14 protein-coding genes and 1 pseudogene are annotated in these 12,055 nt (G+C 69.4%); 8 read left to right on the top strand and 7 right to left on the bottom strand.

Going from position 1 to position 12,055, the window contains the following annotated elements; genetic code table 11:
- Positions 1-271 precede the first annotated feature (271 nt).
- Positions 272-1,324, bottom strand: a complete 1,053-nt coding sequence (locus DIZ27_RS47685) for a site-specific integrase (protein ID WP_258308658.1) — start codon at positions 1,322-1,324, stop codon at positions 272-274.
- Positions 1,325-1,459: 135 nt separating this feature from the next.
- A complete protein-coding gene (locus DIZ27_RS33395; RefSeq protein WP_109382156.1) occupies positions 1,460-2,434 on the bottom strand; it encodes a YafY family protein in 975 nt (324 codons plus the stop codon).
- Positions 2,435-2,513: 79 nt separating this feature from the next.
- Here DIZ27_RS33395 and DIZ27_RS33400 point away from each other — a divergent pair, with 79 nt between their 5' ends.
- Positions 2,514-3,248, top strand: coding sequence for an alpha/beta fold hydrolase (locus DIZ27_RS33400; protein ID WP_109382157.1), 735 nt, complete (start codon positions 2,514-2,516; stop codon positions 3,246-3,248).
- A 477-nt stretch (positions 3,249-3,725) separates the two neighbouring features.
- Here DIZ27_RS33400 and DIZ27_RS33410 read toward each other — a convergent pair whose 3' ends face one another.
- The 3 genes from DIZ27_RS33410 to DIZ27_RS33420 all read right to left on the bottom strand — a co-directional run bounded on the left by DIZ27_RS33410 (position 3,726) and on the right by DIZ27_RS33420 (position 6,355).
- Positions 3,726-4,532 carry a DUF3825 domain-containing protein gene (locus tag DIZ27_RS33410; protein ID WP_109382158.1) on the bottom strand — a complete coding sequence of 269 codons (807 nt, stop codon included), beginning with the start codon at positions 4,530-4,532 and terminating at the stop codon, positions 3,726-3,728.
- A gap of 152 nt (positions 4,533-4,684) precedes the next feature.
- Positions 4,685-4,945 carry a hypothetical protein gene (locus DIZ27_RS33415; RefSeq protein ID WP_109382159.1) on the bottom strand — a complete coding sequence of 87 codons (261 nt, stop codon included), beginning with the start codon at positions 4,943-4,945 and terminating at the stop codon, positions 4,685-4,687.
- 159 nt (positions 4,946-5,104) lie between these two features.
- Positions 5,105-6,355: a hypothetical protein gene (locus DIZ27_RS33420; RefSeq protein WP_109382160.1), complete on the bottom strand. Its 1,251-nt coding sequence runs from the start codon at positions 6,353-6,355 to the stop codon at positions 5,105-5,107.
- A 184-nt stretch (positions 6,356-6,539) separates the two neighbouring features.
- Here DIZ27_RS33420 and DIZ27_RS33425 point away from each other — a divergent pair, with 184 nt between their 5' ends.
- The 4 genes and pseudogenes from DIZ27_RS33425 to DIZ27_RS33440 all read left to right on the top strand — a co-directional run bounded on the left by DIZ27_RS33425 (position 6,540) and on the right by DIZ27_RS33440 (position 8,417).
- A complete protein-coding gene (locus tag DIZ27_RS33425) occupies positions 6,540-7,220 on the top strand; it encodes a hypothetical protein (protein WP_109382161.1) in 681 nt (226 codons plus the stop codon).
- Between the two features lie 21 nt (positions 7,221-7,241).
- On the top strand, positions 7,242-7,550 hold the full coding sequence (locus DIZ27_RS33430; RefSeq protein WP_181383812.1) for a transposase: 309 nt from the start codon (positions 7,242-7,244) through the stop codon (positions 7,548-7,550).
- A gap of 124 nt (positions 7,551-7,674) precedes the next feature.
- Positions 7,675-7,839 (top strand): annotated as a pseudogene (locus tag DIZ27_RS48925) (IS3 family transposase); the annotation flags it as partial.
- A gap of 107 nt (positions 7,840-7,946) precedes the next feature.
- Positions 7,947-8,417, top strand: a complete 471-nt coding sequence (locus tag DIZ27_RS33440; RefSeq protein ID WP_181383813.1) for an IS3 family transposase — start codon at positions 7,947-7,949, stop codon at positions 8,415-8,417.
- 21 nt (positions 8,418-8,438) lie between these two features.
- Here the strand turns inward: DIZ27_RS33440 and DIZ27_RS33445 are convergent, their stop codons facing one another.
- On the bottom strand, positions 8,439-8,792 hold the full coding sequence (locus tag DIZ27_RS33445) for a hypothetical protein (RefSeq protein WP_146229041.1): 354 nt from the start codon (positions 8,790-8,792) through the stop codon (positions 8,439-8,441).
- Positions 8,793-9,126: 334 nt separating this feature from the next.
- Here DIZ27_RS33445 and dhaK point away from each other — a divergent pair, with 334 nt between their 5' ends.
- From dhaK to DIZ27_RS33460, 3 genes are read left to right on the top strand one after another with little or no spacing between them, the layout of a single operon-like run.
- Entirely contained in the window at positions 9,127-10,119 is a 993-nt protein-coding gene (gene dhaK, locus DIZ27_RS33450) for a dihydroxyacetone kinase subunit DhaK (RefSeq protein WP_109382166.1), read from the top strand.
- 48 nt (positions 10,120-10,167) lie between these two features.
- The gene (dhaL, locus tag DIZ27_RS33455) at positions 10,168-10,794 is read left to right on the top strand and encodes a dihydroxyacetone kinase subunit DhaL (protein WP_109382167.1); all 627 of its coding nucleotides are present in this window, start codon (positions 10,168-10,170) and stop codon (positions 10,792-10,794) included.
- Positions 10,787-11,197 carry a PTS-dependent dihydroxyacetone kinase phosphotransferase subunit DhaM gene (locus tag DIZ27_RS33460; protein ID WP_109382168.1) on the top strand — a complete coding sequence of 137 codons (411 nt, stop codon included), beginning with the start codon at positions 10,787-10,789 and terminating at the stop codon, positions 11,195-11,197. The genes dhaL and DIZ27_RS33460 overlap by 8 nt, the downstream gene beginning before the upstream one ends.
- A gap of 26 nt (positions 11,198-11,223) precedes the next feature.
- Here the strand turns inward: DIZ27_RS33460 and DIZ27_RS33465 are convergent, their stop codons facing one another.
- Positions 11,224-11,946 (bottom strand): glycoside hydrolase family 75 protein, encoded by a 723-nt coding sequence (locus DIZ27_RS33465; protein ID WP_258308659.1) that lies wholly within the window; start codon positions 11,944-11,946, stop codon positions 11,224-11,226.
- Positions 11,947-12,055 lie beyond the last annotated feature (109 nt).

The raw sequence follows: 12,055 nt of genomic DNA on the forward strand, positions 1-12,055 counted from the left end.
CGAGAATCTCGCATCAGATGCGGGGCTCGGAGAGGAACGACAGGTCAGCCATCCGATTGAGTGAAGCGGAACGACACGGGTCCGGCCCGTCCGCTACCGTCTCGGCAGGCATGCGGTGAGCCCTCTATCCGCTGATCAGCGACTTCCTGGCGCCTGACCGGCCAGCGCGGCGCAAGATGCCTCCAGTTCGCGTCAGATGCGATTCGCGCCGGTTCCGAGATACGCGCCAAAGGGGCAACGGGATGATCTTGAAGCCCTGATCCGCTCGGATTTACGTACGGCGGCGTGCAGCGGGGTCGCGTCCGGCGACGTGTCGGGCGACCGCGTCGACGCCGGGGCGGGCGTATCGCTCCAGGGGGCGGACGGAGGCGTGGCGGGCGCGGGCCAGCAGCATCGGGGTCGAGGTGCCGTTCTCGGCGTCGTGGGTGAGTGCGCTGTGGCGGAGCCGGTACAGCGTGAAGCCGTCCAGGTTCTCGATGTCCTCGGGTGAGGCGAGCGGGTTGGCCAGCAGTCGGGTGTTCTCTTCGAAGATCTCCTCGGCCCGGCGGTAGGAGAGCCGGGCCCGTCCGGTCTCGGGGCACACGTCCAGCGTCGGTGTCCCGGCCGGGGCCTTGCGGTCGGTGAGGAACAGCGGGCCGCGGGTGCGGCGGGCGATGAGGCGGGGCAGCAGCTGGGCGGTGCCGGACTGCCAGTGAATCCACTCGGTCGCCCCGCCCTTGGCGGTGATCCTGCCGCGTTTGTCCTGCGGGTGCAGGTCTTCCACGTTCAGGCACAGCACCTCGTCGGCCCGTGCGGCACTTTCGTAAAGGAGCTTCCAGAACGTCTTCTCCCGCAGGGCGACATCCAGGCGCCACAGGGCGGCGATCTGGTTCTCTGCCAGGGCCTTGGTGCGGTCGGGCGGCGCCGGCCGCCGCTCGATGCCGATCGTTGGGTCGGCTTCGATCCAGCCCTGGCGTTGCCACCGGCAGATCGCTTTGCGCGTGATGGACAGTTCGCGGTTGACGGTGTCGGCGTCCATCTCGTCCGCCCGCGCCGCCGCCAGTTCGGCGAGCACCTCCGGAAGCGCCGGGTCGTCGATCGCGGCGACAGGGAACTGGGGCGGCTTCGCGCCCCGGCGGGCGGGCCCCGTCGGCGCAGGCTCGCCGGCGAGCATCCACCCCCACGTCGTCAGCGAGATCCGGTAGATCCGCGCCGAGGACTTCGCGATGCCCGCACCAGTGAGGTACCGCTCGACTGCCGCGGTGTATGACGGCGGCGGGGCGGACAGGGGCACGACCCGGGCGCGCGGCAGACGGAGCGCGCCCCCGCTCCCAAGTTCGGTCACCGGTTCGATCGTCACGCCTGCCCTGCCCTTCCAGTGCTGCCGCAGTAAATGCGTATACCTCACCTGCGGCAGCCGGAGAGCCCGCCGCAGGTCGCGATGATCACGGTAAGGACTCTGCCGCAGTAAATCCGGCATTTACTGCGGCAGTTCTTCCGGTCCCCGCTGGGCGGCTGCGGTGAGCTGGGCGGCCAGATCCTTGAGCGCCTGCCGTAGTTCGTCGGGATGGTGGATGGTGAAGGGCCACTCCAGGGAGGCGAGCATGTGGGCCATGCCGTCCAGCCGTTCTGCCCGTGCGTGCATGAGAACGCCGGTGGGCTGGGCGGTGAGGGTCACCGCTGAGCGAGGTAGCCGGCGAGCGATCTCATCGAGGGGGCCATGGATCGTCACCTCGACCTGCCAGCGGTAGGGCCCCTGAGCGAGGGTCGAGGTCAGGTGGGCCACGGGGTCGAAGCCGTCGGGTGCGGTGAAGCTGTCGGCTCGGGAGGTGACAGAGGCGATGCGGTCGATGCGGAAGGTACGCAGGCTGTCGCGGAGGTGGTCGTGGCCGACGACGTACCAGCGGCCGGTGTGGAAGACCACGCCGTATGGGTCGATGTCGCGTTCGGTGTGTTCCTGGCGCCAGGACTGGTGGCTGATACCGACAGTCGTGTGGGCGCGGGAGGCCTGGGCCAGTGCCAGCAGGACGCCGGTTCCGGGTGCCTGCCCGATCACGGCGTGGGCGGTGAAGGACAGGGTCTCCCGCATGGCGGCGAGCGGTTCGCGCAGGGCGTGCGGAAGCACCCGCTCGATCTTGGCCAAGGCACCGGCACTGGCCGGCGCGGCAGTGCCCATGCCCAGACGTTCTGCCGCGAGCAGGCCAAGGACGACGGCGAGGGCCTCGTCATTGGTGAGGACCAGAGGTGGCATGCGGTAGCCGCGGGCCAGTCGGTAGCCGCCGTAGCGGCCGCGTTCGGCCTCCACGGGGATGCCCAAGTCGCGAAGGTGAGCCGTGTAGCGGCGCACGGTGCGGACGTCGGTGTCCAGGCGGTCGGCCAGCTCCGCCCCGGTGAGCCGGACGTTGGACTGGAGGAGTTCCAGCAGGGTCAGCACACGGGTGAGGGGATGCGACATGGATCACTCGGCATTTCAGGGCGGAATCTGTCCTGTATCGACCTTACGCTCCCCGCAGCACCTACTTCTGGGAGATCACATGACCACCTTCGTACTCGTTCCCGGCGCCTGGCTCGGGGCGTGGGCCTGGGAAGACACCGCCCGCGCGCTGCGCGAGCGCGGCCACACGGCGCTGCCGCTGACACTGACGGGCCTGGCCGAGCACGCAGACCAGGGCGGACCCGAGACGGACCTGGACACGCACATCGCGGACATCACCGGCTTCGTCGAGCGGAACGATCTGCGCGACGTCACGCTGGTCGCCCACAGCTACGCGGCTGCCCCGGTGACCGGGGCAGCCGGACGTCTCGACGACCGGCTGGAGCGCGTGATCTACGTGGACAGCGCCCCGTTCGCCGCAGGCATGTGCATGCTCGACCTCATGCCACCGCAGGCAGCGGACCAGCTGCGCCAGCAGGTCGACGCTTCCGGCGACGGGTGGCGGCTACCGATGCCGCCCTTTGAGGTCCTGGGCTTGTCCAGCAGCCTCGACGGGCTCGATGAGGGCCAGCGGAACGCTCTGCGCACGCGTGCCACCCCTCAGCCGTTCGGCACTTTCACCCAGCGTCTCGCCGGCCCGGCCGAGCCCGGTCCCGGTGTGGACCGTGTCCTGATCGCCTGCCGTGACTTCACGGGGCTGCTGGAAACCGGGGTGCCGATGCTGGCCTACCTGAACCAGCCGCCGTGGCGGCGCCTCGACCTGCCCACCGGGCACTGGCCGATGCTGTCCGCGCCCGCCGAACTCGCCCGCGTCCTCGACAAGGCCGTCTCCTGACCACGCTGGATGAGAGGCACAGCCCGATGCCTGACCACGAATGCCTCCGCAGGCTGCGGGCCTGTGCGCAGGCCCTGGCCGGCGGAGCACGGGAGGCCTCTGCCGAGGCGGTCGTCCGCCGGGTCTTCGCTATCCAGGCCCAGGACGCCACGGCCGCCGACCTGGGCATCCGGGTACGCGGCCGGGACATCACCGCCCAGGCCATCCGCACGGCACATGCGACATCCCGTGGGTTCGTCCCGGCTTTCCTCTCTCGTTGCCGCAGGTCAGCCCGGCAGACGGGAGCGATGGATCCGCACAGATCATGATGGGCCTTCGGGATTCCTGAAGAACCATCATGATCCCTCCACGGACGCACGGGCCGAGGGCGACGAGGTGCCTGGTCAGGCCCCATGCCGGGGAGCCGAGGGGCACGGCGAACTCGCGGGATGTTGCACAGTCCTGGGCCGTTCCCGTGGAAGCTGTGGCCAGGCTTCGCTACGACGGAGCTTCTTCGTCAGCAGCGGGTTGCAGCCAGTCGCTGTCGGGACGAGCCAGCAGCCGGGCGTTGTTGTATGCCATGGCGGTGGTGAGAACCGTGTGGCCACGGTAGAACTCCCCTTGCCGGGAGGCCACCAGCGCGAGGTCCACCACGCTGGCGTCGAGGAGTGACAGCGGGAGCAGAAGCTGAACCGTGTCCTGTGCCGGGTACCAGGTGGGCACTGCTGCCTTGTAGTTGCGGCGAACTCGGTCCTCCGCTCCATCGATGGCCCCCTTCAACGCCATGCGTGCAAGGTGGGGGTTTCCCTGGAGTGTTGCGGGAAATCGGGCAAGGTTTCCCTGGTCGTCGAGGATGTGGTCCACGCTGACAACGAGTTCCCGACGCCAGTCGTAGATGTAGTCTGCTGGGTTGTCGGTGTAGGTCACGAAGTCGGGACGCAGGGAGGGCGGGAAGTGATCCATGAAGTCGCGCTTGCTCTCCAGACGCCAGTCGACGAAAACCCACGGCTGGCTGTCGGGCCGGTCGTTACGTCGGAAGAGCCCGTAGATCGTCTCCTGCCGCGCAGTTGCCAGTCCTGTATTGAAGGCGGAGTAGGACCCATCACTGCTCGTCGAGATCTTGCCCTGCTGGTGTGCGCGCTCGAACGTCCATCGGATGTAATTGCGCAGGATGCGGTTGCCGCTCGCTGAGTCTGCCTCCCGCCCGTCCCAGTTCTCAGGCTCCGCTATATCCGCCAAACGGTCGAAAAGGTCGGGATCACCAGCGCCCTCGCGAAGACTGGCGCTCGATCGAACCTTCCCCATGTGCGCGTACTCGTAGAGCGCGTTGCCAGACAGTCCAGACGGACGGGGTGGTCGTGCCGTAGGCGTCGGCGGTGCCGGAGGCGTCGCGCTGTCGAAGTGCTACTTCAGACGAGCAAGGTCTGCTGGTGACGCCAAGGGGCGGTTCTCGCTGGTCACAGGAACTCTCTCAAGATCGCATGTCGGAAGTGCCCGCCAGTCTTTCTCATATGACTGGGCATCGTCAGGGGCTTCATGAGGTGCCGTTTGCCGATGTCCTCGGCGAGGATGCGGTAGACGGTGGCGACCGAGGGTCGTTTGCCCTGGTTCTCGCCCGAGGTGATTGTCTGAGAGGCAAAGGGCCACCGGAGCCGTTGCTGTACAGCAGCGGAGTACAGCAGCCACCGCAGCCGACCGCCAGAAACCGAGGTGGTCATGGGCCTGGTGGTCGCCCAGGTCCGCTTCCGGGAGCGGTAGTCCGGATCAGGAAGAGGCGGGCGGCGTGGCGCAGCAGACGTTCGAGGTCGTCGACCAGGGCGCGTAGGTCGTGGGTCGTGGAGCCGTCGAGGAGGTACAGGGGTTCGGTTTCCGCGACATCACCGTGCATCTCGGTGTTGCGGCGCCGGTAGGCGTCCCGGACCAGTTGCTCGATGTGTCGGTCCTCGGTGGCCAGTTCCGGGTCGCCAGTCAGGAGTGCCTTCGCGCCGGCGACGAGGTGTTCGCGCTTGTTCTGTGTCCGGGGGGAGCCCCGGGTGCTGTATGAACAGGGACTCCGCGGTGATGCACAGGTCGATGAGGCGGTCCTCGGGAAGGACGCGGCTGCCGGCCATGACCAGGCGGCGCAGGGCGTTTTGCAGGAACCGCATGCGCAGAATGCGGGGGTCGCTCAGGAGCGCGTACACCTCGTGCAGTTCCTCCACCTTGGCCCGGTCAACGAGGAGGGTGGGACGGCCCTCGGTGGGATGATGGACCGCGGTAAGGATGGCGGAGGCATAGCGGTGGGCATCGAAGTCTTCCTGGTCCTGCAGGCGCATGGGGCGGCCGTAGGTGACCGAGCCGCCGCACACGACGCGCAGGGCGGTGAGCATGCGACGGGCGGCGTCGTCGAACGGCGAGGGCGTTGCGGCGTCCGGGTGCTGGTCGCTACCGCTGTGCACGGGAAAGTCGCGTTCGAGGACAAGGGCGTTTTGGTGGAGGCGCGAGAGGATGAAGGAATTCGTACTGGTGAACTGGCCGATGGGGATGCCCATCACCCGCACGGCCTCGGACAGCTCCACATCGCTCATCGGCCGTATGGTCAGCCCGTCCGGAAGAGAGGCGCCCGCCAGAGACGGAGACATGTCGAGGCCGAGGAGAGGCACGTACTCGACCAGGCGCACGGTCTCGGTAAGAAGCCCAGCCTCCACAGCGGCGTAAGCGGCTTCGAAGGCGTCACGATCGAAGCGATATGCACGAGTCGCCTCCACCACGGGAGTCAGCAGGTACTGAACCACGACAGTGTCGAGTTGGCGGCGGACGAGGCTGGAGGGGAACCCGACCAGGGTATCCAGCCGGGTGCAGAGCACCTCGTGGTCGTCAACGACCGCGCGCAAGGCTTGGTACTCGGGGAGGCTGCACCACCAGTCACTGGAGGAGAACTCGACCGGGTGCTGCCACAGTTCGTGCTCGTGGCCCAGAAAGACCTCCTGTTGGGAACCCTTCCAGGAGCGATAGTCCCGCTGAAGGACGAAGCGCGGTCCGCCTCCCTTCTCGGCCAGCGCATCAAGAACCGCGGTGACGAGGTTGGCGGCGGCACAGTGCAGGGGCTCATGAGCAGCGCACATCGGAGGCCTCTCGGGCAGGAACATGCTGGGGAGCAGGGCCCGCCGTCAGGCGAACAGATAAACATGCCAGATCCAGCCGACACCGTGCCGGTCATTTCTGCTCACCGGAAGCGAGGGGCTTCTCCTGAGGCAGACCCACGAGTTCCTGGAGGTTGCTGTACAGCACGGAAGCACCGCAACCGCGACCACCACCCGTGACCGTAGTGTCGTGCTCATCATCGCCGCGATCCTGCTGGTTCTCAAGAACGCGGCCCGCGAGGTCTACTGGGGCGTGTGCCCGGTACACGGCAACACGCTGCGCGGGACCGGCGGCCGCACTTGGTGCACCGACCCAAACTGCGCCAGGTCCTGGGACTACGACCGGCTCGGCAACGCCTGTGGAGAGCCCGCCACGCACACGATCACCGACGCCGAAGGCGGGACGATCCGGGCCTGCGACGGTCAGGCCAAGGACGCGGCCAACCGTCTCGACGGAGCCGTCACCACCACGCTGTCGTCCGACGCCGGCGACGCCCAGGAAGGAAGGACCGTGGCCACCGACTACGCCGAGCTCTGGAAGGCGCTGAACCCGCGTCAGCAGTTCTACCTGAAGACCATCTTCGAGGAGGACCGGGCGCGGGAGGCCGCGCAGCGCGCTGCGGGCGCCTCGGGGAACTGGAACCGCACTCCCGCCTCCGAGTGGCGCGCGATCGACGCGTACCACGAACCGGTCGTACCCGACCTGGTGGGCCGTACGGAGTTCCAGATCCGTTGGCGCGGGACCGGGCACCACGACCAGGGCACCGGTTCCACCATCAAGGTCCTGGTGGAACACGACCTGATCACCCACGACGACCGGGCCACCCCTGGGCTTGATCCGCTTTGGCGGGCATCTGAGATCAGGGGTTGAGTCCCCGGAAGGATGTCCACCATGGAGAGCACGAGGAAGAAGAAGCCGCGTCCTCGCCGCTCGTTCACGCCGGAGTTCAAGACCGAGATCGTCGAGCTGTGCCGACGTGGTGACCGCTCCATCGGCCAGGTCGCCAAGGGCTTCGACCTGACCGAGACCGCGGTGCGCGACCGGGTCAGGCAGGCCGAGGTCGACGCCGGCGAGCGCGACGGCCTGACCAGCGGTGAGCGCGAGGAGCTGGCCCGGCTGCGGCGGGAGAACCGCCGGCTGCGGGAGGACGGGGAGGTCCTCAAGCGGGCCACGGCTTTCTTCGCGACGGAGACCCGGTGACGGTGCATCCGTTCATCGAGGCGGAGAAGCAGGCAGGCCACGGCTCAAACGCGCCTGTGAGCTGCTGAAGGTCTCCCGTGCCGCCTTCCACGCCCGCCGCACCGGCGAGCCCGGCCCCCGGGCCGTGCAGGACGCGGAGCTGACCGAGCAGATCACCGCCGTCCACGCCCGGTCCCGTGGCATCTACGGAGCCCCGCGCATCCACGCCGTCCTCCGGCGTGAGGGCACGGCCTGCGGCCGCAGACGCATCGCCCGGCTGATGCGGGCCGCCGGGCTCGCCGGCCGGCACCGCAGACGACGGCACCGCACCACGATCCCCGCCCCGCACGCGGCCAGCCGCCCGGACCTGGTCCCGCGCGCTTTCCGGCCCGACCCGACCACGACCGACGCCCGCTGGTGCGGCGACATCACCTACCTCCCACCGGCGAGGGCCGGCTGTATCTGGCCACCGTCATCGACATCGCCTCCCGGCGCGTGGTCGGCTGGGCCACCGCCGACCATTTGCGCACCGAGCTGGTTGCCGAGGCGCTGCAATCTGCCTGCCGCCGACGCCGCCCCGCCGGGTCGGTGATCTTCCACTCCGACCGCGGCTGCCAGTACACCAGCCGTGAATTCACCTTCCTGGCAGGTGAGTTGGGTGTCCGGTTGTCGGTCGGCCGCACCGGCCGGTGCTGGGACAACGCCCTGGCCGAGTCGTTCTTCGCCACCTTGAAGAGCGAACTGTTCGGCGACCGCCCCTGGCCCAGCCGGGCCGCCGCCCACACCGCGGTCTTCGAGTGGATCGAGGGCTGGTACAACTTGCACCGGCTGCACAGCAGCCTCGGCTACCGCAGCCCCGCCGGCTACGAGGCCGGCTTGGTGGCCTGACCACCACACCGATGGTGTCCGTCAAAGCGGAACAAGATCAGGCCGGCGTAGCGCGGTCGGCCGGTTCGGCCCCTTGGTGAGGGCGTCGGCGGGACTCATCCGGTGGTCGATGAGCCCGCGGAAGGACTCCGCCGGCCGAGCAGGACCGCCGTGCGGCTCGGCCGGCATCACGTCAAGGACGTCGGCCACCCGACGGTGCCGGGGCGAGCCGTCGTGCACCCGGTCCATGCCGAGCCCGGCGAAGGACTCGGTGAGGTACAGGCCGGACCGATAAGGGAAGCACTTCGGTTCCGATGAGCTGCCGGGACCGTCGGAGCCGAGGTCTCCGCACACCGGGTCACCAAGGGACTCGGGCGTTCTCTTCCTGATTTTCACGACGGAGCCTCTCCCCGGCACCTCCGCGTCGGCCGCGCGGGCCCCGTCCTCATCGCGGTCCGCCCCACCGCCCGGGCACACCTGAGCGCTCGCGTACGTGACCTTCGCTCCTGCAAGGTCAATACTTCAGACAAGAGGACTCCAGCCGGCCCGCATCCGACCACCCAGCAGACCTGACGGGCCGTCACCGAAGTCAGCATTAAGTCAGCATCAGTACCGCCAGAACCCGCTCACGACCGCCACGGACCGTCAAGATCGAGAACTCCCCCTACCTAGTCTGACCAGCAAAAACACAGATGGAAAACCCACCTACTAAGCTCCCTAGGAGGCACCCGTGAAGATGCTGATCAATGTGCCGGAGACCGTGGTCGCGGACGCGTTGCGTGGGATGGCGGCGGCTCATCCCGAACTCGCGGTGGATGTGGAGAACCGGGTGATCGTCCGGCGGGACGCTCCCGTGGCCGGGAAGGTGGGTCTGGTCTCCGGCGGCGGATCGGGGCACGAGCCGCTGCACGGCGGGTTCGTGGGGCCCGGGATGCTCTCGGCGGCCTGTCCCGGCGAGGTGTTCACCTCCCCCGTGCCCGACCAGATGGTGCGGGCGGCGGCGGCCGTGGACAGCGGGGCCGGGGTGCTGTTCGTCGTGAAGAACTACACCGGTGACGTGCTCAACTTCGACATGGCCGCCGAACTCGCCGAGGACGAGGGCGTCCAGGTCGCGAAAGTACTGGTCAACGACGACGTCGCGGTGACCGACAGCCTCTACACCGCCGGCCGGCGCGGCACCGGGGCGACGCTGTTCGTGGAGAAGATCGCGGGCGCGGCGGCCGAGGAGGGGCAGCCACTGGAGCGGGTGGAGGCCGTGGCCCGTCAGGTCAATGAGAACTCCCGCAGTTTCGGCGTGGCCCTGAGCGCCGTCACCACGCCCGCCAAGGGCAGCCCCACCTTCGATCTGCCGTCCGGTGAGCTGGAGTTGGGCATCGGCATCCACGGCGAGCCGGGCCGGGAGCGGCGGCCGATGATGACCTCGCGCGAGATCGCCGAGGCCGCCGTCGACGCGATTCTCCAGGACCTCACCCCCCGCAATCCGGTCCTGGTCCTGGTCAACGGCATGGGCGCGACCCCGCTGCTGGAGCTGTACGGCTTCAACGCCGAGGTGCAGCGGGTGTTCGGCGAGCGTGGTGTCCCCGTCGCCCGGGTCCTCGTCGGCAACTACGTGACGTCGCTCGACATGGCCGGTGCCTCGGTCACCCTGTGTCAGATCGACGAGGAGCTGCTGCGGCTGTGGGACGCACCGGTGAACACCCCGGGACTGCGCTGGGGCGCCTGACGGACACCGGGGTATCGGTTCACAGTGCCTATCTCACAAGGAGTTCCAGTGCTCGACGCCGAATTCTTCCGCCGTTGGATGACGGTGACCGCCGCGTCCGTCGACCGTGAGGCGGAGCGGCTCACCGCCCTCGACTCGCCCATCGGGGACGCCGACCACGGCAACAACCTCCAGCGCGGGTTCACCGCGGTGCGGGCCGCGCTGGAGAAGGAGCCGCCCGCCACGCCCGGCGCGGTCCTGACCCGGTCCGGGCGCCTGCTCATCTCGAGCGTGGGCGGCGCGTCCGGGCCCCTGTACGGGACACTGCTGCGCCGCACCGGCAAGGCTCTCGGGGAGGCCACCGAGGTGAGCAGGCAGCAATTGGCCGAGGCGCTGCGCACCGGAGTGGACGCGGTCCGGCAGCTCGGGGGCGCGGCGCCGGGCGACAAGACGATGATCGACGCCCTGGTGCCCGCGGTCGACGCGCTCGGCGATTCCTTCGCCGCGGCGCGGGCCGCCGCCGAGGAGGGCGCGGTGGCCACGACGCCGTTGCGGGCCCGCAAGGGGAGGGCCAGTTACCTGGGCGAGCGGAGCATCGGGCACCAGGATCCCGGGGCCACGTCGGCGGCGCTGCTGATCGCCGGCCTCGCCGATGCCTCCGGCTCCGCCGGAGCCGCGGAGGCAGCCGGTGAGTGACGGAAAGCTGGTGGGGATCGTCCTGGTGTCGCACAGCGCGCAGGTGGCGGCCTCGGTCGCCGAGCTGGCGACGGGCCTGGCCGGCGCCGGTACCGCGGTGGCCGTCTCCCCGGCGGGCGGCACGGAGGACGGAGGTCTCGGTACGAGCGCCGAACTCGTCGCCGCCGCGGCGGCGTCCGTCGACGGCGGCGCCGGGGTCGCCGTCCTGGCCGATCTGGGCAGCGCGGTGCTCACCGTGAAGGCGCTGCTCGCCGAGGGCGACGAACTTCCGGAGCACACCCGACTGGTGGACGCGCCGTTCGTGGAGGGAGCGGTGGCCGCGGTGGTCACGGCGGCGACGGGAGCGGACCTCGCGGCGGTGGAGGCCGCAGCGGCGGACGCGTACACGTATCGGAAGGTGTGAGGGTCGGGCTCCGGCGCAGTCGCCGTTCACTGGTCGCCGTTCACGAACTGCCGGGCGAGCTTCTCCCCCGTCGTCACCGCCGCCCGGCGGTCCTCGACGGGGGTCACCCGGCTGTCCCTGAACACGATGTAGGTGACACCGGAGGAGGTGCCGCCGCCCTGCGGGTCGGGATCGATACCGAGCGCTTCGGCCGTCGCGTAGGACGCCTCGCCGATGATGCCCGCGGGGCCGGTGTCGCCGACGACCGCGTACTGCACCCGGTCGCGGTACACGACGGCCACCACCGAGCCGCCTCGGACACCGTGCGCCCGGTAGTCCCAGAGCGTGCTCGGCGCCGGCACCACCACGAAGGGCAGGGTCTCGGATTTCAGGGGGCGGCCGTCGGACTGCGTGAAGGCGGTGGTGGCGGAGAAGTGCGGGTCGGTACGGGTGTTGCAGCGAACACCGGGCTGTCCGTCGCAGTCGATGTCCATGTCGGCCTCCCAGAACACGACGTCGCGAGTGCCGCACACCGGGATGGTGGCGCGGGCATCCTGGTCGCTCCGGTAGTTGCCGTGGGAGGCGGGGGTGCAGTCACGCACCTCGGCCAGCAGGTCGTCGGCGCTGACGGCGCTGTCAGCGCCGACGGCGTTCTCCTGCTGCACGACCGGTTGCTCCGTGCGGGTTTGGGACGAGGTGGCGTGGAGCGTCGCCGGGGCGAACAGGGAGACGCCGGCCACGGCCGGTATGAGCGCCTGGACAGGGTTCACGGTGTGTGGGCCTCTCGTAGGGGACACTGCCGAGCACTCGGCCAATCTCATCCCGGAGTGGTGCCGCGGCCACCGAGACAGGACCGTACGACGCACCTCCGGCCCCCTC

Source organism: Streptomyces sp. NWU339, from assembly GCF_003143855.1.
Lineage (GTDB): Bacteria > Actinomycetota > Actinomycetes > Streptomycetales > Streptomycetaceae > Streptomyces.

Excerpts from the sequence above, each read along its gene's own strand:
- DIZ27_RS33395 (WP_109382156.1), bottom strand. The coding sequence starts at position 2,434 with ATGTCGCATCCCCTCACCCGTGTGCTGACCCTGCTGGAACTCCTCCAG.
- DIZ27_RS33400 (WP_109382157.1), top strand. The coding sequence starts at position 2,514 with ATGACCACCTTCGTACTCGTTCCCGGCGCCTGGCTCGGGGCGTGGGCC.
- DIZ27_RS33410 (WP_109382158.1), bottom strand. The coding sequence starts at position 4,532 with ATGGGGAAGGTTCGATCGAGCGCCAGTCTTCGCGAGGGCGCTGGTGAT.
- DIZ27_RS33415 (WP_109382159.1), bottom strand. The coding sequence starts at position 4,945 with ATGACCACCTCGGTTTCTGGCGGTCGGCTGCGGTGGCTGCTGTACTCC.
- DIZ27_RS33420 (WP_109382160.1), bottom strand. The coding sequence starts at position 6,355 with ATGTTCCTGCCCGAGAGGCCTCCGATGTGCGCTGCTCATGAGCCCCTG.
- DIZ27_RS33430 (WP_181383812.1), top strand. The coding sequence starts at position 7,242 with ATGGAGAGCACGAGGAAGAAGAAGCCGCGTCCTCGCCGCTCGTTCACG.